The following is a 22,106-nucleotide window of genomic DNA, read 5'->3' on the forward strand; positions in this document are numbered from 1 at the left end:
CCGGACACGGAACCACCAGCCCCGGCGAGCAGCCCACCGGTCACGGCATCGGGGCGACCGGCTGCCCGGCCAGGGCGGCACTCATGATCCGGCGCCAGATCGGGGCGGCGAAGCAGGCGCCGGTCATCGCGGTGCAGCTCTTGCCGGCCATGGACACGTGGAACATGCGGCGGTTCTGCTCGACGGGGTTGCCGACCCACACGGCGGTCGTCAGCTGCGGGGTGTAGCCGACGAACCACGACTGCGCGTTGCCGTCGGCGGTGCCCGTCTTGCCCGCGGAGGGCCGCCCTTTCAGCTGGTTGAGGATGCCCGAGCCGTGGGTCATGTTGTACATCAGGAACTGCGTGGCCTGGCCCACGGCGCGGGCGTCCGCGACGCGCGCGCACGACGGTGGCGGGGCCAGCAGCACCGTGCCATGCTGCGTGACACTCGTGACGGGCCTGGTCCGGCAGAGCAGCCCGCCGGCGGCGAGGGCGGCATACGCGTTCGCGAGGGTCTGTGGGGAGACCTGCTGGGCGCCGAGGACGACCTGCGGCGGGTAGGTGCCGATCGGTGCACCGCTCGCGTCGTGCATCCCGAACGCGGTCATGGTCCGGTGGATCGCGCACACGCCGATCCTGCTCGCGAGCGAGACGAAGGCGGTGTTGGTCGACTGGGCGGTGGCCGCCATGAGCGACATCGTGCCGCCGCCCCATGCCTCGTCGTTGTAGACCTTCCACCTGCTGTAGAGACCGCACGGCCTGGGGAACTGGCTGCGGCTGAAGATGGCCGGCTGGTGCGGACCGGCTGCCGGGGCGTCGACGGTCGCGTGCAGCCCCACCCCCTGCGCCATCGCGGTGACCAGCGAGAACGCCTTGGCGGTCGAGCCGAACTGGAAGCCGCGGGAGCCGCCGTACACCGTGTCGACCGAGTAGCTGAGCTCCGTCTGCCCCGCGCCGGCGTCGGTGCCGTATGCCGTGTCCTGGCCGAGCGCGAGGACGTCGCCGGTGCCCGGCCTCGTCACGTAGGCCGCTGCCGCCACTCCCAGCGAGTTGCCCTCCGGGGCGACCGCGCGCAGTGCCTTGTTCACGTCCTTCTCGACGGACGGGTCGAGGGTGGTGCGCACCGTCAGGCCGCCGCGGAAGAGCAGGTCGTGGCGTGCCTGCGCGGTGGCACCGAGCGCCGGCTGCTGCTCGAGCCACCTGATCACGAAGGAGCAGAAGTAGGGGTGGCGCGAGGCCGCGCAGGTGGCGGGCGGATTGGTCACGTGCAGGTCCGCTGCGAGCGGCCGGCGCAGGGCCGCGCGCCACTGCGAAGTCGTGACCAGGCCGAGGGCGTGCATCCGCCCCAGCACGAGGTTGCGCCGCGCCAGTGCCTGGGTCGGGTGGTGGACGGGGTCGCTCGTGCTGGGGCTCCGCACGAGGCCGGCGAGGGTCGCGGCCTCTGGCAGCGTCAGCGCACTGGCGGGCATACCGAAGTAGTGCCGGGCAGCTGCCTCCACGCCGTAGGCGCCGTCGCCGTAGTAGGCCAGGTTGAGGTACCCCCCGAGGATTCGGTTCTTGCTCCACGTCCGCTCGAGCCACGCGGCATACCGCAGTTCCGTGAGCTTGCGCGGGAGCGTCTTGGCCACCGCTGCCTCGGCCGCCGCGTTCCTGCCCTCCGCGAGGGCCTGGGCCTGCAGCGTCATCTTGACGAACTGCTGGGTCAGGGTCGAGGCGCCCTCGCTCGCCGTGCCGGTGCGCAGGTCCTGGATGAGCGCCCGCGTCAGGGCTTTGACGTCGATCGCGCCGTGGCTGTAGAAGCGGCTGTCCTCGATCGCGACCTGCGCCTGCCGCATCACCGGCGCGATCTGGCCGAGCCCCACGACCATGCGGTTCTGGTCCTGGGGGGTGGCGATGACGGAGCCGTCGGCGGCGAGGATGCGCGAGCCCCGCGGCAGCTGCGCCGCCGAGAAGGTGCTCGGCAGCGACATGAAGCTCGAGTCCCCTGCCGACGTCAGCCGCCCGAGCGCACCCACCGACGGTACCGACAGGGCCGCCCCCAGCACCCCGAGCAGGATGGCCACCACCACGAAGGCGAGCAGCAGCCGGATCGTCCTGCCCAGGTCTCGTCGGGGAACCGCGACCATGTCATCGACGGTAGGCACGGCTCCGAGCGGTGTCTGGGGTTTGCTCGAGGTCTCTGGGCCGCTCGTGACCGCCGGTGCACCTGCGCCTCGGGCCCGCGCCCGGTTCGCAACCGGCATACGGGCCGAACCGCTCCTCGCGGGGGTGGCGGCCTAGCCTTGGGGGATGGATCTGGGCCTGGACTTCGGCACCACGCACACGGTGGTCGCGCACGCCGATCGCGGCAACTACCCGGTCGTGGCCTTCCTCGACGAGGACGGCGACGCGCGTGACCACTTCCCCTCCGTCGTCGCGGACGACGGGGGCACGCTCGTCTACGGGTTCGCCGCCCTGGAGGCGGCACGACGGGGTATGCCGTCTGCCCGCTCCTTCAAGCGCCTGCTCGCCGAGCCTCGCGTCACGCCCGACACGCCCATGCGCATCGGCGAGCGCGAGGTGCCGCTCTTCGACGTGCTCACCGGGCTCTTCGCCGCCGTGCTGGTCGCGCTGCGGACCGCGTCGAGCATCGAGGGCCGGCTCGACGGGGCGGCTGCGCCCCGGGCCGTGCTGGGAGTGCCGGCCCAGGCTGGCAGCGCCCAGCGCTTCCTCACGCTGGAGGCCTGCCGGGGCGCTGGCTTCGACGTCGCCGGCCTGGTCAACGAGCCGTCGGCCGCGAGCTTCGAGTTCGCGCACCGGCAGGCCCGCTCGATCACCTCCCGGCGCGACCTCGTCATCGTCTACGACCTCGGCGGGGGCACCTTCGACGCGTCGCTGCTGCGGCTGTCGGGCACCCATCACGAGGTGCTCGACTCCTTCGGCGTGAACAGGCTCGGTGGCGACGACTTCGACGAGGCCCTCGCTGCGGCTGCGCTACAGGTCGCCGGCCGCCCGGGAAGCGAGCTGCCGGAGGCGGCACGGGCGAGCCTGCTGGAGGAGTGCCGCGAGGCCAAGGAGCGCATCGGGCCGCAGTCCCGCCGAGTCGTCGTCGAGGTCCCTGCGGTCGACGGGCGCGCCGGGAGCGCGGTGACCGTTCCGGTCGACGAGTTCTACGCCGCCGTCGCGCCGCTGGTCGCGGCGACGACCGAGGCGATGGAGCCGCTGGTGCAGTCGCTCGGTTCTCCCGACGGGGACGGCGACGAGCTCCAGGGCGTGGCCGGCATCTACATCGTCGGCGGGGCCAGCGGGCTGCCACTGGTGCCCCGCCTGCTGCGGTCACGGTTCGGCCGTCGAGTGCACCGCTCCCCGATGCCGAGCGCCTCCACTGCGGTCGGTCTCGCCATCGCGGCCGACCCCGACGCGGGCTTCTCGCTGCGCGACCGGCTCTCTCGCGGCTTCGGCGTCTTCCGGGAGCGCGAGGCCGGGACCACCCTGTCGTTCGACCCGGTGCTGGACCGTTCGCTGCGGACCGCCGATGCGCTGGGTGAGTCCTCGGGCGCGGAACCCGTGGTCGTGACCCGCCGGTACCAGGCTGCTCACAACATCGGCTGGTTCCGCTTCGTCGAGTACTCATCGGTCGACGACCAGGGCGAGCCGCGTGGCGATCTCGCACCGGTGGCCGAGATCGTGTTCCCGTTCGACCCGGAGCTCCAGAGGGCTGTCGCGGGGACGGGGAACGGACGCTCCGGCCAGTCGTCGCCCCTGCCCGAGGTGCCCATCGTGCGCATGGAGGCCGGTCCGCTGCTCGAGGAGCGCTACACCGTCGACCCCGCCGGCATCATCGAGCTGTCCCTCACCGACCTCACGACCGGCTACCGGCAGGAGCACGTCTTCCAGCTCTGAACGCGTGACAGGGCGTGACAGCGCGTGACTGCAGGGTGCGGGCGGACTCAGGTGACGGCGTCTCCGGCGCAACCGCGCCCGCGAGCGTCGAGTCCCGGCACGGTGCCCGTCTCGACCAGCTCCGCCGCGATGTCGGCGAGCTTGCGGTTCGAGTTCTGGCTGAGCTGGCGGAGCAGCGCGAAGGCCTCGTCGGGACCGATGCGCAGTCGTTCGATGAGGACTCCCATGGCCGCCCCGATGATGCGGCTGCGGACGAGGGCCACCTCGAGATGCTCGGCGCGGTCGTCGGCGCGGGCCGCCTCGATCACGATGGCTGCGTGCTCGGCCAGCACGCGCGCGCGACCGGTCGCGGCAGCACCGAAGGCATCCGCAGTGTCGGCATACACCGTCATGACACCGACGGTCTTGCCCTGTCTGAGCAGGGGCAGCGACAGCACGGACCTGATGTCCGTGCGCCGGAGCAGCTCGCGAGCGTATGTCGCCCACCGTTCCGGCAGCTCCGGCGAGGCCAGGTCGGGGCACGCGGTCACCGCGCCGGTGTTGAACGCCTCGATCCCGGGGCTGTCCCCGGCCTCGGCGGAGATGGAGGCCACCCGCTGCATCAACGAGCTGTCCGTCATGGCCGCGAGCGGGGCGGGGTGCTTCGTCAGGTGGTCCGTCATCGCGGCGGCCGCCCACTGGCAGGGGACGACGTCGAGGGCGCGGGTGACCACGGCGCGGAGGGTGGGCATGACGCCCTGCAGCTCGAACAGGTCACGTGCGAGCGACGCGAAGCCGGCCGGCGTACCGATCTCCGGCGACGGCCCACGGCTTCCCGTGCCGCCGCCCGAGGCAGCGTCGGACGGCTCGCGCTCGTCCTGCGGCGACGGCACCGCGTGCGGTCCAGCCGGCCCAGCGGCGCTCTTCCCGGTAACGAAGTCCTCAGAGGTCCCCATCCGGCATACATACACCCGTTCGGGGGTCTGATCCGAGGCTGACCACGTCGGAGACGTGCCGGAAGCGGCCGTGGCGGGTGCAGCAACCCGACGTCTCGTCCTCCGCCGGGCCGCTGGAGATGGCGCTGTCGGCGAGCACGGTGTAGACCTCCCAGCGTTCGCCGTTCGGGGTGCCCTCGACCCAGAACTTGTCCTGCTCGGCGTAGCAGCACGTCGCTCCCCGCTCGTCGCGCGTGGCCAGGCCGTGCTCGGCCAGCCGGGTCTGCTCGGCATCCACGGTGTCGACGTCGGCGACCTCGACGCCGAGGTGGTTGAGGCTGCCGCCCTGCCCCGGGTTCTCGATGAGGACGAGCTTCAGCGGCGGCTCCTCGATGGCGAAGTTGGCGTAGCCGGGACGCACCTTGGCCGGTTCGGAGCCGAACAATGCCGAGTAGAAGGCCACCGAGGCCTGCAGGTTCTCGACGTTGAGTGCGAGCTGGATGCGGCTCATGGGATCGCCCTCCAAGAGATCGATCATTGTCGATGTGCCCTCGAGGTTGCACCCTTCCATCGACCTCTGTCAATATCGACGCATGTCGAAGTCTGTGATGCTGGAGCTCACCCCGGTGGAGGCCGCGGCCTGCTGCTCCCCGCTGAGTCGGGAGCCATTGACCCAGGAGGCGGCCGAGCGGGTCGCACCGATGCTCAAGGCCCTGGCCGACCCGGTTCGGCTGCGGCTGCTGTCGCTGGTCGCCTCCCACGAGGGCGGCGAGGCCTGCGTGTGCGACCTCAACGACGCCTTCGAGCTGTCGCAGCCGACGATCAGCCACCATCTGAAGGTGCTGCACGAGGCGGGCCTGCTCGAGCGGGAGAAGCGCGGCGTGTGGGTCTACTACCGCTCCAGCCCGAGGGCCCTGTCGGCCTTGGCAGCACTGATCTCCGGCACCGCCTCGTGAAGCTGCGACAGAAGGTCGCAGCCGAGCTCGTCGGCAGCGCGTTCCTCGTCGCCGCCGTCATCGGCTCGGGCGTGGCGGCCAGCCGGCTGTCCCCCCACGACGTGGGCCTGCAGCTGCTGGAGAACTCCGTCGTCACCGGAGCCGTCCTCGTCGCGTTGATCCTGGCGCTGCATCCCGTGTCGGCCTCGTTCAACCCGGTCATCACCGTGCTGGAGCGCCTGCTCGGGGCGATCTCCACCCGGGTGGCGGCGGCTCTCGTCGCGGCCCAGCTGACCGGCGCCGCGGTCGGCGCCGTCGTCGCCAACGTCATGTTCGACCTGCCCGCCGTCTCCGGGGCGCAGCACGTGCGCTCCGGCGCAGGGGTGTGGCTCGGCGAGGTGGTTGCCACGCTGGGGCTGGTGGTCGTCGTGTTCGGCACCCTGCACGGCGCCGACAGCAGCCGGGTCGCCTTCGCCGTGGGTGGCTACATCACGGGGGCGTACTGGTTCACCAGCTCCACCTCCTTCGCCAACCCGGCTGTCACCGTGGCCCGCACCCTGTCCGACACCTTCGCCGGCATCGCACCGGTCAGCGTCCCGGCCTTCGTCCTCGCCCAGCTCCTGGGCGGCGCCGCCGGACTCGGCCTGGTTGCACTGCTGCACCCGAGACGCCGCGAAGCCGAAACCTCCCTGACCTGAAAGGCACGGCTGTGACCGACTACGACTCGACCGACAAAGTCCCCGCCGACCGGCCGACGGTCCTGTTCGTCTGCGTGCACAACGCCGGCCGCTCGCAGATGGCAGCCGGCTACCTGCAGCATCTCGCCGGCGACCGCATCCAGGTCCTGTCCGCCGGATCCCAGCCGGCCGAGCACGTCAATTCCGTCGCGGTGCAGGCCATGGCCGAGGACGGCATCGACGTCGCCGCCGAGACGCCGAAGCTGCTCACCGACGCCGCAGTCCGCGAGGCCGACGTCGTGGTGACGATGGGCTGTGGCGACGCCTGCCCGTTCCACCCCGGCAAGCGCTACGAGGACTGGGTGCTCGACGACCCGGCGGGCCAGGACCTCGAGCACGTCCGGCCCATCCGGGACGAGATCCGTGCCCGCGTCCAGCAGCTCATCACAGAGCTCACGGGGCTCACGGGGCTCCCGGAGCACTGAACCGTTCGACCCGAGTTGGCCCCCGGCGTGACGCTGGTGGCCTCGGCCGCGCCGGGGACGGGGCCGGGGTTTTCGCGACGGATCTTGAGCTCGGACAAGGCGATTCGCCGAGCAGGCTCCGACGGTCAGACAGCCGTAGTCCGAGTCCCAGTCCCTCGCGCACCCTGGCGGTGGGCACCCGCCGAGGTCGTCACCCTTCACGCCCGGGCCGCTCGCCCGGTGCTCCTGCGCCCTGCATCTCGTTGCGGCCTCCTCGTCCGGTCGGCACGAGACCCCCGCCTCCAGTTGCCCCCGCGCATCGCGACAGCATCTGCGATGGAACATCCATGGACCGAGGCGTCGAGGGCGTCGAGGGGGGTCCGGCTCACCCCGCTGGGCATGGCCCTGCGGGGTTCCCGGTGGCGGGTGCCCCGCGCCCGGCATGTGGTCGTGGCGCTACGAGCCCCGCTTCGTGAGAGCCGTTGGCGCAGTGAGGTTTTCGAGGTACGGAGTAGCACCAACGTGTGGAGTCACGCCGCCTGGTTCCCCCGCCCGTCAGAGGGCCTCATCGCGCGCGACAGCGTCAACCCCGGAAGCGGGCGAGGCGCGGCGCCGACTTGCCGTTGACCGTGGTGAACACGCCCAGGGCGTAGAGGTTGGTCCCGGCCGCAGTCAGGTCCCACACGCCGAGCGGGGAGTTGAACGTCGCCCAGGCTCGGGCGTTGGGCGTGGTTCCGCCGGCGTCAGCGACGAAGGACTTCTTCGCCGACTTGGTGCATCCTGACGCCGGAGACCCGCAGAGGAACCCGAAGTGCCCACCTGCGTAGACCGTGCCGCCCACGACCTCGACGGCCTGCACGTCGCCGTCCGTGAAGACTTGCCAGACCCTCACCCCGGTCGAGGTCGTCTTGGACAGGGAGTTCCCCGTCGCCACCCCGCCGCCCACGGCCAGGAACACGCCCGCGCTGTCCACCGCCAGATCGTCGACCGGACCGCCCACTGTGGTCTGGTAGCCCAGGACACCTCCGGAGGTCGTGACCGCGGCGACCCTGCTGCGCGTTGCCGAGCCGATGTGGGTGAAGTCCCCACCGATCCAGACGTTCGCCCCGACGGCCTTGACGACGTTGACCGGGGCGTCGGCGCTGGGGAACGCGCGGTTCACCGCGCCGGTGGCCGCGTCCGCCGCCGCCAGGTAGTTGACGGCGGTAGCGCCCACCTTGGTGAATCCGCCTCCGAAGAAGACCTTGCCGCCGGAGTAGGCGAGGCCACGCACCATCCCCGAGGGGGCAGGGTTGAAGCTGCCCACGACCGCGCCCGTGGAGGCGTTGACCGCGGCGAGGTTCTTCCGCGCGACACCGTTGACCAGGGTGAACTTGCCGCCGATGAACAAGGTGCGGCCGTCACTGGCCAAGGAGCGCACCTCACCGTCCACATCCGCACGGAAGGAGGTGTCAAGCCGCCCCGTCGCGGCATCCAGGGCCGCCAGACGCACTCGACGAGTCCCGTCGATGCTGGTGAAGCTGCCCCCGACGAACAGCCGGCTGCCCACCAGGACGGACGCGTACACGGTGCCGTCGTCTGCGTGCGAGGACGACACCGGCGTCGAACTGAGCACGGCGGCGTCTCCGACGGTAGCCGACCCGACGACGAGCGCGGCAGTGGCGGTGGCTGTCAGAACAAAGCGAAGGTACATGGGTGCGCCCCTGACTGATTCGGCGAAATCGTTCGACTGGAACGGATGCGCTACGGCCGCCGGCGCAGGGAGGCGCGACCGTCACTCCCCTTCGTCGCTACCCAGATCAAGTCCCGTGGTTGCCGCCGGCGATGCAGCAATCCTTCACGAACCCTTGACCCAACGATGACACAGGAGACGCCGCTGTGTACGCGTAAAACAGATAGAGCCCCCGTTGCCGGGCTACAAGGACAGCGCTGGCCGTGAGCGACATATTGCGCCCCCCAACTCGTGCCTGACGATGCCGGGGCCCGCTGCGGCCTCACTGCCCTCGAACTCGGCGAGAGGGCCGAGACGAAGCCGCGCAAGGGCACGAGCTGGCCCAGGTCGCGGCCGGGCCCGGGGTACAGCGAGAGGCCCTGACCGGCATTTTCGCTGGTCAGGGCCTCTCGGAGCACTGGGTGGCAGGTGAAGGATTCGAACCTTCGTAGCTTTCACGACGGATTTACAGTCCTGGCAAGGCGATTCGTTGACCAGCAATGATGTGGACGCTAGCGAAACATCCCCACGAGTTCCCCACGGACACTCGACGTCCGCCGTGGACCTTCGAGCTCAACCGGACATGAGCCCCGACTCCCAGTCGACCTCCCCCGCTCCCTGGACGGCAGTTCTTTACCTGTCATGCTTGTTATGCACGTGATCTTGCAGGACATTTCAAGGAGCCGTGGTGGCTGCTCGCCTCTGATGTTGGAGGGCCTGAGATGTCTGTCTTGTATCCGTGTCTGATCCGTTCTCGTCGGCCGTCTGGCGAGGTGGTGGTCCGTCTCGGGGTGCCGCTGGTGGACGACTATCTGGAGTTTCTGGAGGGTCGGTGTCGGCCGAACACGGTGCTGGCTGCGGCGTACGACCTGAAGCTGTTCTTCACCGTCGTGGCGAAGGATCCGCAGGAGGTCGTGCCGGCTGATGTGCTCGGCTTCATCACCGCCCAGCGGACCGGCCGCGTCGATGCGGGCCTGGTCGCGGCGGTGGGTGTCGGCGGTGAGCCGGCGGGGGTCGCGATGAGCACGGTCGCTCGGCGGCTGTCGAGCATCTCGGGGTTCTTCGGATACCTGCAGGTGCGTGGGGACGTGCCGGTCAACCCGGTGCCGCGGGGACTGCCCACGCGTCGTGAGCGTCAACGACCGAGTCAGGGTGTGCCGTTGACGCGTCGGGTCCGGCGGCTGCCGCGGATCCTGACCCCGCCCGAGGTCGACGCGCTGACCGGCGCGCTGCGCACCCACCGGGACCGGGCGATGGTCGCGGCCATGGTCCTCGGTGGGCTGCGTCGGTGTGAGGTCCTCGGGCTGCGGATGCAGGACGTGCGGGTGGCCGAGCGCCGGCTGTTCGTCGCCGAGGGCAAGGGCGGGCACCAGCGGCTCGTGCCGGTGTCCTCCCGGTTCTTCACCGAGCTGGCCAGCTATCTGGAGGCGGAACGACCGCGCACCACCGGCACCGACGACACCGATCGCGTGTTCCTCGTCCTCAAGGGCCCGAACCGAGGGAATCCTTTGAGTGTCAGGGGAATCGACGAGGTGTTGACCGGGGCGCGGCGGCGCGCCGGGCTGACGCACGGAACCTGTCACGAGCTGCGGCACACCTGCCTGACCCGGTTGCGGGAGGCCGGGATGGCCCTCGAGGCGGTCCAGGCCCAGGCCGGGCACGCCTCGATCGAGTCGACCCGGATCTATCTGCACCTGGCCGATGACTGGCTCGCCAGCCAATACCGCAAGGCCGCCGAGGTCATCGACGCGCAGGTCTTCGCCGGCCACCCGAACGGCAGTGGCGGGAGCCGGCCATGAGCACCGCGGTGGCGGTGAAGCGGCCGGCGTCGCCCGGCCCGGTGCCCGGATCACCGGCCGGTAACCCCAGCGGCCACAACGGCACGGCGCCAATGCGGACCTGGGCCGAGCTGGACGCGGCACGTCCGGAGCTAGCCGCGACGATGCGCCGCTACCTCGAGCAGATCGGCTGCGTGCTGCGCCCGGGCAGCGTCCGCAACACCGACCAGGCGCTGCGCTCGTTCGCGGGGTTCCTGCTCGAGCAGGCCCCCGAGGTCACCACCGTCGCCATGGTGACCCGCCGCCACATCGAGGGCTACAAGCCGTGGCTGGCCGCCCGGCCCGGGCAGCACCAGCCGCGTGCATCGACCGCGACGCTCGCGCACCGGCTCGGGACACTGCGGATGTTCTTCGTCCGGATCGACGAGTGGGGCTGGGAGCAGGCCCCGCCCCGGGTGCCGATGTTTCCCGGGGACCTGCCCCGCCAGGACCACCCGCTACCCAAGGCGCTCGACGACGCCGCCGCCGCGCAGCTGCTCCGGGCCGCGCACAACGACCCCCGGCTGCTCGTGCGCGTCACCGTCGAGGTCCTGCTGCGCACCGGGCTCCGCGTCGGCGAGTTCACCGGGCTACGCGCCGACGCCGTCGTACTCATCGGCGCCGGCCCGTGGCTGCACGTGCCAGTCGGCAAGCTCCGCGAGGACCGCTACCTGCCGCTGCACCCCCAGCTCGTGCAGCTGATCGATGACTACCGCGACCGGTACGTCCCGCCCGGCCACCCGCTGCTGCTGCCCAGGGAGAACGGCCGACCTGCCGACCGGCACTCCGTCACCCGGATCCTGAACAACGTCGCCGCCGCGGCCGGGCTACCGCACCTCCACCCGCACGTCCTGCGCCACACCCTGGCCACCCAAGCCATCAACCGCGGCATGTCCCTCGAGGCCATCGCCGCCATGCTCGGCCACCGCTCCCTCGACATGACCCTGCGCTACGCCAAGATCGCCAACCGCACCGTCGCCGACGAATACTTCGCCGTCACCGAGAAGGTCGACGCCCTCTATGAACAGGCCCGCCAGCTGCCCGCCGACGTCCTCGGGCCGAACCTGGCCCGCCTGTCCCGCGAGCACCACCGCCACCTCGGAAACGGCTACTGCACCAGGCCGCCCACGCTCGACTGCGCCTTCGAGAACATCTGCGAAACGTGCACCTTCTTCCAGACCAGCATCGAGTTCCGGCCCACCCTGCTCGCCCAGCACGACGACGCGGCCGCCAAAGGACAGACCCACCGAGCCGAGCTCTTCACCAACCTCCTCGACCGCACCCACCACGAGGCCTCCTGACATGACCACCCCACCCCGCCCGCCGGCCCAGCCACAACAGGGCCTTCCTCGACCCATGCCGCCCCGCGCCGGCGCGCCCGAGGCGTCAACGTGGAGCACGCGCAGCGCAGCGAGCATGAACGACGTTGACACCGACCAGCACCGGCACACACTCGGCAGCGAGGAAGGACCGCTCAGCGACCCCGGCACCCACCCGGATCACGTGCATAATGCCGACGATGGGATGTTCGAGAGCCGGCGGATCGGCAAGGTCGGAAGTGCCTCGCTGTCCCGTTTGCCCTGTGCGGCGCGGGATGCGCGACGCTGCCGGTTCGGCGCCGAGGGGATGGGAGAGTGGGCCCATGCGTGAGCTGCCGGTGACCCTCGACCTGCCCGGCCCGTGGACCGCGCGGGTCCCTTACGCCGACGACACACCGGCGGTGACCACACTGCTCGCGGAGCACCAGCGCGCCGCCAAGGGGTCCTCGGGCGTCGACCCCGACGCCGTGCTCGGCCAACTCGCCGGGATCGGGTCGTGGACGCGTCGGCAGGCCCTCGTGCACGACCCCGCGGGGGCACTCGTCGCCTGGTTGTCGGTGCACGACCGTGCGGCCGGGCGGACCGTGCTCGAGGTGACGGTCGCGCCGACGCTCCCCGACGCGGACGCGACGGCACTGGCGGCTGCGCTGTTCGCCTCCGGGCGCCGCTACGCCCTCGACATCGCCGCGATGCGTGGCTTGCGCACGACGCTGCTCGACTCCGGCGCCTACGCCGACGACCCGCGCCAGCAGGCCTGGCTCACGGCTGCCGGGTACGAGTGCACGCGCACGTGGCTGCAGATGACCCGGCGGGTCACGCCCGAGGAGGCCACGAGCCTGCCAGGCCCGCGCCAGGGCGTCACGGTGCGTCCCGTCGAGCAGCACGACGACGGACTGCCCGTGGCTGCCGACCTGCAGGCCGTGCACCGGGTGCTCGAGGAGTCGTTTCAGGACCACTTCAGCAGCTACCGCGAGAGCTTCCCGGAGTTCGTCATGCGCCTGCGGGAGGACCCCGGCCACCGCTGGGACCACTGGTGGCTCGCCACGGTCCAGACCGACGACGGCGAGCTGCCCGCCGGCGCGGTAGTCTCCACGGTGCTGCCGCCCGACGCCGACGGCGTCGAGGGCAACTACATCGACTACATCGGCGTGCATCGCCGGGCCCGCGGTCGCGGCGTGGCCAAGGCGCTGCTGAACCGTGTCATCACCGAGGCCGCAGGCCAGAGACGCAACCGCGTCGGGCTCGAGGTGGACGCCGACTCACCGACCGGTGCAGACGGCCTCTACTCGGCGATGGGGTGGGTCACCGACTACCGCACGCAGTCCTGGCACCAGCACCTCGAGGTGCAGGCCTGAGGCTGGTCTCGGGGGATGCTCGGCAGCGTGGTCCGACCAGACGCTTGGGTGGCCCCGGCGCACGACACCGCGACGTGCCACATTCAGTCGGACCGCGTGCCGGTCCCCTGGGTCTCAGGAGCACGAGCACGGCGACGGCGACGTAGCGGGCGCGGTCTTCGCGGGCACTAGAGGCTGCCGACTTCTTGTCCACGAGGACGATCCAACAGCCGAGTAGTCCGTCACGCCTTCACCGTTCGTCATAACCGGACATGCCGCTCTCCGAGGGTGCCCAGAGCGCGAGCGTCGAAAGGATGTGCCCGTCGCCTGCACGGGTGGGATGCTTCTGATCCATGTCGGAGATTGAGCACCTTCAGGCGCGTGGCGAAGCCCTCATTCGGGATGCGGCCGCCACTGCCGGCGTGCGCGTAGTCGTGTCCGAATGGGTCGATTCGGAGGCTGGGATCGGAGCCGTGGTCCATGAGGTGGGCTTGCGGCCAGAGTCGCCGGTGTGGGATGCCCACGGACTGCTCGATGGCGGCGACTCTCTAGCGTTGCACCCAGAGAGCCGCCCGACCGAGTACTTCCCAGACAAGGGCAGCGACACTGAGGCCAAGACTTCCATCGCCGACGCGGTTCAAATGCTCGTGCAGGTCCTGCTCTGGGAACGTGGCATCGACCCGACATGGCCGGCGTGTCCCGAACACGGCGGCCGTCACCCACTGCTCGCACGGCACGCACCACCTCATCGGCGGACGGAAGGTGCGTCCGTCGGACCGTCCGACGCCTCTGCCCGCTGGGAGTGTCCCGAGGGCGTCACGAGCATCGAGATAGGCACCCTCGAAACAGCGGCCCACTGAAGTCCATCAACGTCGCAAACGCGCGCGGCCAGCGCGAGGGCTGCGAGTGACACGGCCAGCACGAGGCCGAGCCAGACCGGCACGAGCACGACCGATCCGGCCGCGAAGACCCAGCGCCAGCCGACGGCCTCGGTGACGTAACCGGTCAGCACAGGGCCGAGCACCGAGGGCAGCACCCAGGCCGCCGCGAAGAGCGCCATGACGCGGGGACGTAGTCGCGGGTCGAGCACGCGAGCACCGCGACGCCGACGTCGAGCAGCCCCTCGGCCAGCCCGCCGAGCAGTCGGCCGGCGACGAGGACCGGCAGTCCGGCCGCAAACGCCGTGGCGAGCATGCCGGCCAGGAAGGTGAGAGCGCCGGCGCGAAGCACCGGCGCGGGGCCGCGGCGGTCGGCCCACCAGCCGGCCGTCGCGAGCGAGACGAGGTAGGCCGCGAGCGGGGCCGCGGTGACGACGCCGAAACCGCTCACTGTGTCGAGCTCGGTGAGCATCGTCGGCAGGGCCGTGGAGATGGCACGGTTCTCGAAGGCGCCGAGCGTCACGAGGGCCACGACGCCGAGGGCGAGCGGCGCGTTGACGCGCGAGAGGAGCCGAGGGGCAAGGATGGCGGCGGGTGCGTCGAGGGCCACGGCGACAGTGTTCAAGCTCAAGCTCGCTTGAGGTAAAGCCCTGTTGCGCGGCCCCTCCGCTAGAGGGGATGGAAGCCGCCGCGCTCGCTGCTGTGCCGGTTCTCAGGGGCGCCCGGACGACGCGCAGGCACCAGCGGGGCGGGGGCGTGTCAGTCCGCGTCCGGGGGCGGGTTCAGTGCGGCGCTCAGGTATTCGCGCTCGTCGACGACGACCTCCAGGCCCTTGTCCGGGAACGCCGGCAGGTGGGTGCGGCCGTGGTGCGCGCACCACAGCAGGTCCAGCCCAGACCTGTCGATTGTCTTCAGCCACGCTTGCGCGTCGCAGCGGTCGCATCGGTCGGCAACAGTGAGCTGTCGCGGCGTCGTGTCGAGGGCAGGCGGGGGGGTGGCGGCGCTCATGGCGCTCCTTTCGTCATGAATGTCCGAGGTCTCACCGCGGAACCGCCAGGGGCGTCACGTTCGAACGCGTGCCGCATCCCCTGGTCCCAGCCACGTGAGCCGTCGGGCAATCTCGGGAAGTGCCTTCATTTGTCCTTTGCTGTCGCGGGGCCTTCCGAACGACCAACCGGTCGCCTGCGACAGAAGCAACAGCGCGACACCTTGGGCTCTCCGACCCTGCGGACGTGCACCCGTGGAGGCCCCAGAAAGGACTGTGGGGGCCTCCCGCTGGGCTCAGGAGGTAACCCAGCGACGCGGTTGCAGCGCTCTTCGAGCGTAGAAAGCGTTACCGGGACCGCACTACACGGAACCGGACGCATGCTTGTCACATGGGGACACTGCCATCGCGGGTCGGTTCTGCGGCCGCTGATCCGCGCCGACCCTAACCGCGGGAGACCTTGCGCCAGTCCCGGGCCGTCATGCCGAACCGGTGCTTGAACCATCGGCTGAACGCGGCCGGGGTGTCGAATCCGAGCAGGTAGGCGATCTCGGTGAGCGGCTGGCCACTGCTACCGAGGTGGCGCTCGGCCATGGCGGCCCGCGTGTCGTCCACGATGGCGGTGAACGTGGTGCCCTCGGCGGCCAGGTGTCGGCGCAGGGTGCGCGGATCGAGCTGCAGGTCCTTGGCGACGGCGGTCAGGGAGCAGTGCCCAGAGATCAGCAGCAGCTCGACCAGCTCGGTGACCCGGGTAGTAACGCTCGGCCCTCTGCGGGCGACGGTGGTTTCGAGAAACTGTCGTGCGTAGGGCCGTAGCAGCGGGTCCGAGAGCCGGTTCGGGTTGGCGAGATCGCGGATGCGCAGGGTCAGGCCGGCGAAGGGCTGGTCGAAGTGCACGCCGGGGCCGAACGCGTTGCGGTAGGCGCTGACGTCCGCGGGAGCCGGGTAGGGGAAGTGTGCGCCGAGTGGGCGCCACGCGTCGTCCGCGCCCGCCCTCATGACGCCGTTGAGTGCAGCAACGGCGAACGTTGTGGCCTGCCCCAAGGGCGCCGGCACTCCCAGTTCGAGCCAGAGCCGGACGGTGGCGGTGCCCTCGCTCTCGTACAGGTGCATGCGCAGGGCCTCGTTGTACGTGACCACGTGGTGCGTCAGGACCTGTAGGACATGTCGCAGGTCCGGCTCCTCGCGCACCGCGATGCTGATCGGCCCGAGAGTACCCAGGCGCCGCCGGTCGCCGAGCAGCACCGCGAAGTCGGGGCGCGCCGAGAGCTTGGCGGACAGGTCCAGCAGCCGCACGGCGCGTTTCGCCGGCAGCCAGGACGTCGGATCCTGCAGGTCAGCCAGAGCCAGACCCACCTGCGCGAGCAGAGCCGGCCCGTTGAGGCCGAGGGCCGTGGCCAGCTCCAGGTAGCCGTCGAGCGTCGCGGCGCGGATCAGCGGCTGCACCGACCCACCCCGCGATGGGAGTGTCCCCATGTGACAAGCATGCGTCCGGTTCCGTGTAGTGCGGTCCCGTTGAGCCTTCTACGCTCGAAGACGTTTCAATCGCATCGCTGGGTTCCCTGAGCCCATCGACGCCCGAAGAACGTTGCAGCCGCGTTCGCTGGGTTACCCCTAAGCCCAGCAGGAGGCCCCCAGGTGCCCCCTCCCCTCCTGGGGGCCTCCGTCGGGTGCACGTCCGCATGCTCAGAGAGCCCAAGAGGTCGCGCTGTTGCCTCTGTTGCAGGCGCCCGCTTGGTCGTTCGGGAGGCCCCGCGAAAGGAAAGGACCAGCATGAAAGCACTTCCCGAGATTGCCCGCGATGGACACGAGCGGCGTCTGTCCCGCCTCGCTGGCCTGGCCGCGCGGTCAGAGCCGCGGCACGGTGAGCCCACGGCCACGACCTTTAGTACGTGCAGTGCCGACGTTCAAGGCGGTCGAGCAGGGCTGGACGGGGCTGACCTGCCCGGCCTTCACCACCGCTGAGCAGGAGAGCGGCGCATGAACGCCATGCACGACATCGAGTCCTGCACCCGCCCCCACTGCCCGTGGGAAGCCGACGGACCCAACGCGAAAGCCCTCGCTGGCGCCCACCCGCACGACACCGCCACCCGTACCCACCCCACCACCCGATGCGCCCACGAAGGCTGCAAATGAATGGCGAGCCCTACACCAGCCCCGACAGCATCGAGGTGTGGTGGCCGCCCGCCGCACGCCAGCGCCGCGACCGCCCGCGGGAGGGGACCATGAATCACGTAGACCGAGACCGATCTGAGCAGCCGCGGACGGCAGCTGCCGGCGAACGGATCGAGCCATACCAAGATGCCTTGGCGTGGCTACGATCCGAGCTCGGAGGCCCGCCCGAGTGGTGGCACGCCGCATACGCGATGGTCATGGCGGCGGCGGACGCCGAGCATGCCAGCCTTCGAGCGGACCGAGACCGCTGGAAGCGTCTCGCCTTCGAGTACGCGATGGCAGCGCCGACTGCCGAGTCGCGCACCACGCTGGGGCGGGAAGCCACGCTCCCCTCGTCGTGGTCTGGCCGCCCCTGAGCGCTCGGCGAGGGAGCACGGAGGAAGACGGCAGGGCCGACGAATGTCGGCCCTGCCGCCCCTCCCCCCGTCTGCCTGAAGTGTTAGCCCGGCGCCGAGATCCCGGCTAACCCACGTCAAGCACCACCTTGCCGTTCTGACCGCCCCGCTCAAGGAGCGCTTAACTTGCTCGGGTCGACTCAGACTGCCGGGGCGCCTGGACAGACGGCGCCGTCTCCACCGAGGACCGGGGCCTGAAGCACCGGGCTCGAAAAACCGACACGGCGGGCCCCGGCACCGCCAGCACTAGTGGAGACGTTGCGCCGCCATCTACAGCAGTTCGAGCCGGGCGTCGGCGGCCGGTTGTTCGTGACGCGCGCCGGCCGCGCCGGCGTCCCTGTGGCACCCCCTTTCGCCACCCCGCAGTCGATGGGCGTCGTCTACAGGGTGTGGGACCGCGCGTAGAACCGTCCTCACCGATGCCGAGTACCACTCGCCACTGGCGAAACGGCCCTACGACCTCAGGCACGCCGCTGTGTCGCTCTGGCTCAACGCCGGTGTACCCGCCACGCAGGTCGCCGAGTGGGCCGGCCACAGCGTCAACGTCCTGCTGCGCGTCTACGCGTCATGCATCGTTGGCCAGGACGAGGCAGCGCGCGAACGGGTCCAGCTGGTGTTGGGCGGCAGACCTTCGGGGCCGACGCACGGCCCAGAGGCTCGGGCCTTCCCCACGATTTCCCCACAGCCACCAGTATGGAGCCGTGGGTAGCCGGCTTCGCTCGGACAGCCCCGAGACAAGACAGAAAGGGCCCCCGACCGACGTATCCGCTGGTCAGAGGCCCTTCTGAGCACTGGGTGGCAGGTGAAGGATTCGAACCTTCGTAGCTTTCGCGACGGATTTACAGTCCGCTTCCATTGGCCGCTCGGACAACCTGCCTTGGTGCGTCTGGAAGGATAGCAAGAGATCGGGCGCGGTCCGTAATCGGGACCACGGCGACGAGTCCGGCATGTCCGCACCCGCGTAGCCCACCCGTCCGACAGCCCAGCCACACGCACCTGGAAGGACCCCACCGATGGCCGACTCCTCCTTCGACATCGTCAGCAAGTTCGACAAGCAGGAGATCGCGAACGCGGTCAACAGCGCCAGCAAGGAGATCGCGACCCGCTACGACTTCAAGAACGTCGGCGCCTCGGTCGACCTCGCCGGTGACGTCATCAAGATGAAGGCGAACACCGAGGAGCGTTGTCTCGCAGTGCTCGACGTCGTGCAGACCCACCTCGTCAAGCGGAAGGTGAGCCTCAAGCACCTCGACGTCCCGGAGGCCGGTCCGCGCCTCTCCGGCAAGGAGTACCACCTCGACGTGCCGCTCAAGGAGGGCATCTCGCAGGAGAACGCGAAGAAGATCAACAAGCTGATCCGCGACGAGGGCCCCAAGGGCGTCAAGAGCCAGATCCAGGGCGACGAGCTGCGCGTGTCGAGCAAGTCGCGCGACGACCTCCAGGCCGTCCAGCGGATGCTGCGCGAGGCGGACCTCGACGTCGCACTGAACTTCACCAACCAGCGCTGAGCGCGCCGGTACGCCTGCCGGACAAACGAGCCCACACGACAGCCGACGTATGCCGTCCACTTGGGTGGGCGGCATACGCGCGTCTAGAGGGTGGCGCGCAGGCCCCTCAGGTCGGGGAAGACCTCGACCGCGAGGGGCCACCAGAAGAGGTGCCCGCAGAGCTGCGCGTACTCCTCCGGCGTGACCCAGCGCGTCTCGTGGATGCCGTCGTCGCCGTCGTGGATGGGCGGGCGCGCGTCGTCGAGCCGCGTGCGGAACACCTGGAGGTAGGGCCTGTCCCGACCGAAGACGTTGTCGTCGGTGCGCGGCGTGAACCGCTCGTAGCCACAAGGGAGCACGTCCGAGTGGCGCAGCCGCAGGCCCGTCTCCTCGTACGTCTCGCGCACGGCGTTCTCGACCGGCGTCTCGTCGTCCTCGCGCCACCCACCGGGCGAGCCCCATTGGTCACGGCGGACGCTGTGCACGACAACGAAGTCGCCCCGCCGGTCGCGCACGAACACCATCGCCGCGAGCACCCGCGCCGGGTCGATGGGCTCGTCGGACGCCACCAGGTCGACGTCGCTGGCACCGTTGGGGAAGCTCACGTCGAGGACGCGCCGAACCCCGCGGTCGCGCTTGCGCTTGCGTAGCCGCAGCCCCGAGGCGTTCAGGCGACGGGCCAGGTCGAGCCCGCTCGTCGGCGTGGCCCCCGCGTCGACGGCATCCTGCCAGCGCCCCTCCGGCACGTCGTAGTGGTCGCCGTCGAACGAGCGCGGGTGCAGCTGCGCGGCGCGCGCGACGGCGTGCAGCTCGTCGTAGGAGTCGTCGCTGACGAGGTGCGCGAAGAGCCGACCGTGGGCGGGCCAGATGGGCTGGTCGATCCACACGGTCATGCGGGAAGCCTAGGCCAGCCGGACGACCCCGTGCCGCTCGGCCCAGACCGCCCTTCAGCCCTGTGGATGACGCCGGCTGGGACTCCCCGGGCCGACCTAGCCTCGAACGCACAAGGCCAGCCGTCCGGTCGGCCCACCGATCGAGGAGTAGACCCATGTCCCGTTCCGTCGTTGACACCGAACGCATCGCCGCCGCGGCCGGCGACATCCACCGTCTCGCCGACACCATCACCTCGAGCACGGCCGAGCTGCGCGGCCGCCTGGCCGGCATGGGCGCCGACTGGCAGGGCCCGGCCAAGGTCGAGTTCGAGCGGGTCATGCACGACTACCAGCGCATCCAGGCCCAGATGACCGAGGCCCTCGCCGACGTCGGCCGCCTGACGCTCAAGGCCTCCTCCGCCTACGCCGAGCACGAGAACGCGACGCGCGCCCTCTTCATCCGCTGAGCGCGCGCGAACCGCCACCACGACGCACACGCATCCACGAGCGCGCCGAAGGGCGGCTCCCCCATGAGGAGGAACCGCCCTTCGGACGTGCTGCGCGAGGCAGGTGAAGCGGTGGGGCTCAGAAGCCCATGCCGCCCATGCCGCCCATGTCGTCGCCGCCGGGCATGGCCGGAGCGGCCTTCTCGGGCTTGTCGGCGATGACGGCCTCGGTCGTGAGGAAGAGCGCCGCGATCGAGGCGGCGTTCTGCAGCGCCGAGCGGGTCACCTTGACGGGGTCGATGATGCCGGCGGCCAGCAGGTCGGTGTACTCACCGGTCGCGGCGTTGAGGCCGTGGCCGGCCTCGAGACCGCGCACCTTCTCCGCGACGACGCCACCCTCGAGACCGGCGTTGACGGCGATCTGCTTGAGCGGGGCCTCGGTCGCGACGCGCACGATGTTGGCGCCGGTCGCCTCGTCACTCTCGAGCGAGAGCTCGTCGAGCGCCTTGGCGGCCTGGATGAGCGCCACGCCACCACCGGCGACGATGCCCTCCTCGACGGCGGCCTTCGCGTTGCGGACGGCGTCCTCGATGCGGTGCTTGCGCTCCTTGAGCTCGACCTCGGTGGCCGCGCCCGCCTTGATGACGGCGACGCCGCCGGCCAGCTTGGCGAGGCGCTCCTGGAGCTTCTCGCGGTCGTAGTCGGAGTCCGACTTCTCGATCTCGGCCTTGATCTGGGCGATGCGGCCCTCGATCTGGCTGCGGTCCTCGGCGTCCTCGACGATGGTCGTCTCGTCCTTGGTGACGACGACCTTGCGAGCCCTGCCGAGCAGGTCGAGGGTGGCGTTCTCGAGCTTGAGACCGACCTCCTCGGAGATGACCTGGCCACCGGTGAGGATGGCGATGTCCTGCAGCATGGCCTTGCGGCGGTCACCGAAGCCCGGAGCCTTGACGGCGACGGACTTGAACGTGCCCTTGATCTTGTTGACGACGAGGGTCGCGAGGGCCTCACCCTCGACGTCCTCGGCGATGATCAGCAGCGGCTTGCCGGACTGCATGACCTTCTCGAGCAGCGGGATGAGGTCCTTGATGCTGCTGATCTTCATGTTGGCCACGAGCACGTAGGCGTCGTCGAGGACGGCCTCCATGCGCTCGGTGTCGGTGACGAAGTAGGCGGAGATGTAGCCCTTGTCGAAGCGCATGCCCTCCGTCATCTCCAGCTCGAGGCCCATGGTGTTGGAGTCCTCGACGGTGATGACGCCTTCCTTGCCGACCTTGTCCATGGCCTCGGCGATGAGGGCGCCGATCTCCTCGTCGGCCGCCGAGATGCTGGCGGTCGAGGCGATCTGCTCCTTGGTCTCGACTTCCTTGGCCTCCGCGAGCAGGCGGGCGGAGACGGCGTCGACGGCCTTCTCGATACCGCGCTTGAGGGCCATCGGGTTGGCGCCGGCGGCAACGTTGCGCAGGCCCTCCTTGACCATGGCCTGGGCGAGCACGGTCGCCGTCGTCGTGCCGTCACCGGCGACGTCGTCGGTCTTCTTGGCAACTTCCTTGACGAGCTCCGCGCCGATCTTCTCGTACGGGTCGTCGAGCTCGATCTCCTTGGCAATCGAGACGCCGTCGTTGGTGATGGTGGGGGCGCCCCACTTCTTCTCCAGGACGACGTTGCGGCCCTTCGGGCCGAGCGTCACGCGGACGGCGTCGGCGAGGATGTTCATGCCCCGCTCGAGACCGCGGCGCGCCTCTTCGTCAAAAGCAATGGTCTTGGCCATTCGGGTGGTTCCTCCCACACGAAACGTTGGTGGTGGCCCGTATGACGCCCGCGACGGACGGGA

General features: G+C 70.4%; 20 protein-coding genes and 1 tRNA gene. 11 read left to right on the forward strand and 10 right to left on the reverse strand.

All coding sequences use genetic code 11. The annotated features are described in order from the left end of the window. Window positions 1-40: 40 nt before the first annotated feature. On the reverse strand, window positions 41-2,107 hold the full coding sequence (locus LQK93_RS04820; RefSeq protein ID WP_374970417.1) for a transglycosylase domain-containing protein: 2,067 nt from the start codon (window positions 2,105-2,107) through the stop codon (window positions 41-43). A gap of 163 nt (window positions 2,108-2,270) precedes the next feature. Here LQK93_RS04820 and LQK93_RS04825 point away from each other — a divergent pair, with 163 nt between their 5' ends. Beyond that, entirely contained in the window at window positions 2,271-3,863 is a 1,593-nt protein-coding gene (locus tag LQK93_RS04825) for an Hsp70 family protein (protein ID WP_374970418.1), read from the forward strand. A gap of 47 nt (window positions 3,864-3,910) precedes the next feature. Here the strand turns inward: LQK93_RS04825 and LQK93_RS04830 are convergent, their stop codons facing one another. Together LQK93_RS04830 and LQK93_RS04835 are read right to left on the reverse strand one after the other, a co-directional pair. Continuing rightward, complete coding sequence (locus LQK93_RS04830; protein ID WP_374970419.1) at window positions 3,911-4,735, reverse strand: GAF and ANTAR domain-containing protein; 825 nt, start codon at window positions 4,733-4,735, stop codon at window positions 3,911-3,913. 49 nt (window positions 4,736-4,784) lie between these two features. Next, the gene (locus LQK93_RS04835) at window positions 4,785-5,288 is read right to left on the reverse strand and encodes an ArsI/CadI family heavy metal resistance metalloenzyme (RefSeq protein WP_374970420.1); all 504 of its coding nucleotides are present in this window, start codon (window positions 5,286-5,288) and stop codon (window positions 4,785-4,787) included. 94 nt (window positions 5,289-5,382) lie between these two features. Here LQK93_RS04835 and LQK93_RS04840 point away from each other — a divergent pair, with 94 nt between their 5' ends. The 3 genes from LQK93_RS04840 to LQK93_RS04850 are packed head-to-tail and all read left to right on the forward strand — an operon-like array spanning window position 5,383 to window position 6,874. Then, window positions 5,383-5,733, forward strand: coding sequence for a metalloregulator ArsR/SmtB family transcription factor (locus LQK93_RS04840; protein WP_374971450.1), 351 nt, complete (start codon window positions 5,383-5,385; stop codon window positions 5,731-5,733). After that, a complete protein-coding gene (locus LQK93_RS04845; RefSeq protein WP_374970421.1) occupies window positions 5,730-6,410 on the forward strand; it encodes an aquaporin in 681 nt (226 codons plus the stop codon). The genes LQK93_RS04840 and LQK93_RS04845 overlap by 4 nt, the downstream gene beginning before the upstream one ends. Before the next feature lie 11 nt (window positions 6,411-6,421). Next, a complete protein-coding gene (locus LQK93_RS04850) occupies window positions 6,422-6,874 on the forward strand; it encodes an arsenate reductase ArsC (protein ID WP_374970422.1) in 453 nt (150 codons plus the stop codon). A 562-nt stretch (window positions 6,875-7,436) separates the two neighbouring features. Here the strand turns inward: LQK93_RS04850 and LQK93_RS04855 are convergent. Next, window positions 7,437-8,546 carry a hypothetical protein gene (locus tag LQK93_RS04855; RefSeq protein WP_374970423.1) on the reverse strand — a complete coding sequence of 370 codons (1,110 nt, stop codon included), beginning with the start codon at window positions 8,544-8,546 and terminating at the stop codon, window positions 7,437-7,439. An 818-nt stretch (window positions 8,547-9,364) separates the two neighbouring features. Here LQK93_RS04855 and LQK93_RS04860 point away from each other — a divergent pair. The 5 genes from LQK93_RS04860 (at window position 9,365) to LQK93_RS04880 (ending at window position 13,894) form a co-directional block, all read left to right on the forward strand. After that, complete coding sequence (locus LQK93_RS04860) at window positions 9,365-10,363, forward strand: tyrosine-type recombinase/integrase (RefSeq protein WP_374970424.1); 999 nt, start codon at window positions 9,365-9,367, stop codon at window positions 10,361-10,363. Further along, window positions 10,360-11,682, forward strand: a complete 1,323-nt coding sequence (locus tag LQK93_RS04865) for a tyrosine-type recombinase/integrase (protein WP_374969299.1) — start codon at window positions 10,360-10,362, stop codon at window positions 11,680-11,682. Before LQK93_RS04860 ends, LQK93_RS04865 begins: the two co-directional genes overlap by 4 nt. Window positions 11,683-11,797: 115 nt before the next feature. Then, window positions 11,798-12,031 (forward strand): hypothetical protein, encoded by a 234-nt coding sequence (locus LQK93_RS04870; protein WP_374970425.1) that lies wholly within the window; start codon window positions 11,798-11,800, stop codon window positions 12,029-12,031. Next, a complete protein-coding gene (locus LQK93_RS04875) occupies window positions 12,024-13,055 on the forward strand; it encodes a GNAT family N-acetyltransferase (RefSeq protein ID WP_374970426.1) in 1,032 nt (343 codons plus the stop codon). The genes LQK93_RS04870 and LQK93_RS04875 overlap by 8 nt, the downstream gene beginning before the upstream one ends. Window positions 13,056-13,387: 332 nt before the next feature. After that, the gene (locus LQK93_RS04880; RefSeq protein ID WP_374970427.1) at window positions 13,388-13,894 is read left to right on the forward strand and encodes a hypothetical protein; all 507 of its coding nucleotides are present in this window, start codon (window positions 13,388-13,390) and stop codon (window positions 13,892-13,894) included. A 145-nt stretch (window positions 13,895-14,039) separates the two neighbouring features. On the opposite strand, the gene LQK93_RS04885 is transcribed toward LQK93_RS04880, so the two are convergent. The 4 genes from LQK93_RS04885 to LQK93_RS04900 all read right to left on the reverse strand — a co-directional run bounded on the left by LQK93_RS04885 (window position 14,040) and on the right by LQK93_RS04900 (window position 18,344). Then, window positions 14,040-14,522 carry an MFS transporter gene (locus LQK93_RS04885; RefSeq protein WP_374970428.1) on the reverse strand — a complete coding sequence of 161 codons (483 nt, stop codon included), beginning with the start codon at window positions 14,520-14,522 and terminating at the stop codon, window positions 14,040-14,042. Window positions 14,523-14,671: 149 nt separating this feature from the next. Continuing rightward, a complete protein-coding gene (locus LQK93_RS04890; protein ID WP_374970429.1) occupies window positions 14,672-14,920 on the reverse strand; it encodes a hypothetical protein in 249 nt (82 codons plus the stop codon). 421 nt (window positions 14,921-15,341) lie between these two features. Further along, on the reverse strand, window positions 15,342-16,373 hold the full coding sequence (locus tag LQK93_RS04895) for an AraC family transcriptional regulator (RefSeq protein WP_374970430.1): 1,032 nt from the start codon (window positions 16,371-16,373) through the stop codon (window positions 15,342-15,344). Between the two features lie 1,890 nt (window positions 16,374-18,263). Further along, window positions 18,264-18,344, reverse strand: a tRNA-Tyr gene (locus LQK93_RS04900). A 136-nt stretch (window positions 18,345-18,480) separates the two neighbouring features. Between LQK93_RS04900 and LQK93_RS04905 the strand changes: the two genes are divergently transcribed. Continuing rightward, window positions 18,481-18,975 (forward strand): YajQ family cyclic di-GMP-binding protein, encoded by a 495-nt coding sequence (locus tag LQK93_RS04905; protein WP_374970431.1) that lies wholly within the window; start codon window positions 18,481-18,483, stop codon window positions 18,973-18,975. Between the two features lie 83 nt (window positions 18,976-19,058). On the opposite strand, the gene LQK93_RS04910 is transcribed toward LQK93_RS04905, so the two are convergent. After that, complete coding sequence (locus LQK93_RS04910) at window positions 19,059-19,847, reverse strand: DUF4031 domain-containing protein (protein WP_374970432.1); 789 nt, start codon at window positions 19,845-19,847, stop codon at window positions 19,059-19,061. 155 nt (window positions 19,848-20,002) lie between these two features. On the opposite strand from LQK93_RS04910, the gene LQK93_RS04915 reads away from it, so the two are divergent. Next, window positions 20,003-20,293 (forward strand): WXG100 family type VII secretion target, encoded by a 291-nt coding sequence (locus LQK93_RS04915; protein ID WP_374970433.1) that lies wholly within the window; start codon window positions 20,003-20,005, stop codon window positions 20,291-20,293. A gap of 118 nt (window positions 20,294-20,411) precedes the next feature. Here LQK93_RS04915 and groL read toward each other — a convergent pair whose 3' ends face one another. After that, window positions 20,412-22,043, reverse strand: a complete 1,632-nt coding sequence (gene groL / locus LQK93_RS04920) for a chaperonin GroEL (RefSeq protein ID WP_374970434.1) — start codon at window positions 22,041-22,043, stop codon at window positions 20,412-20,414. Window positions 22,044-22,106 lie beyond the last annotated feature (63 nt).

Source organism: Terrabacter sp. BE26, assembly GCF_041941675.1.
Lineage (GTDB): Bacteria > Actinomycetota > Actinomycetes > Actinomycetales > Dermatophilaceae > Terrabacter.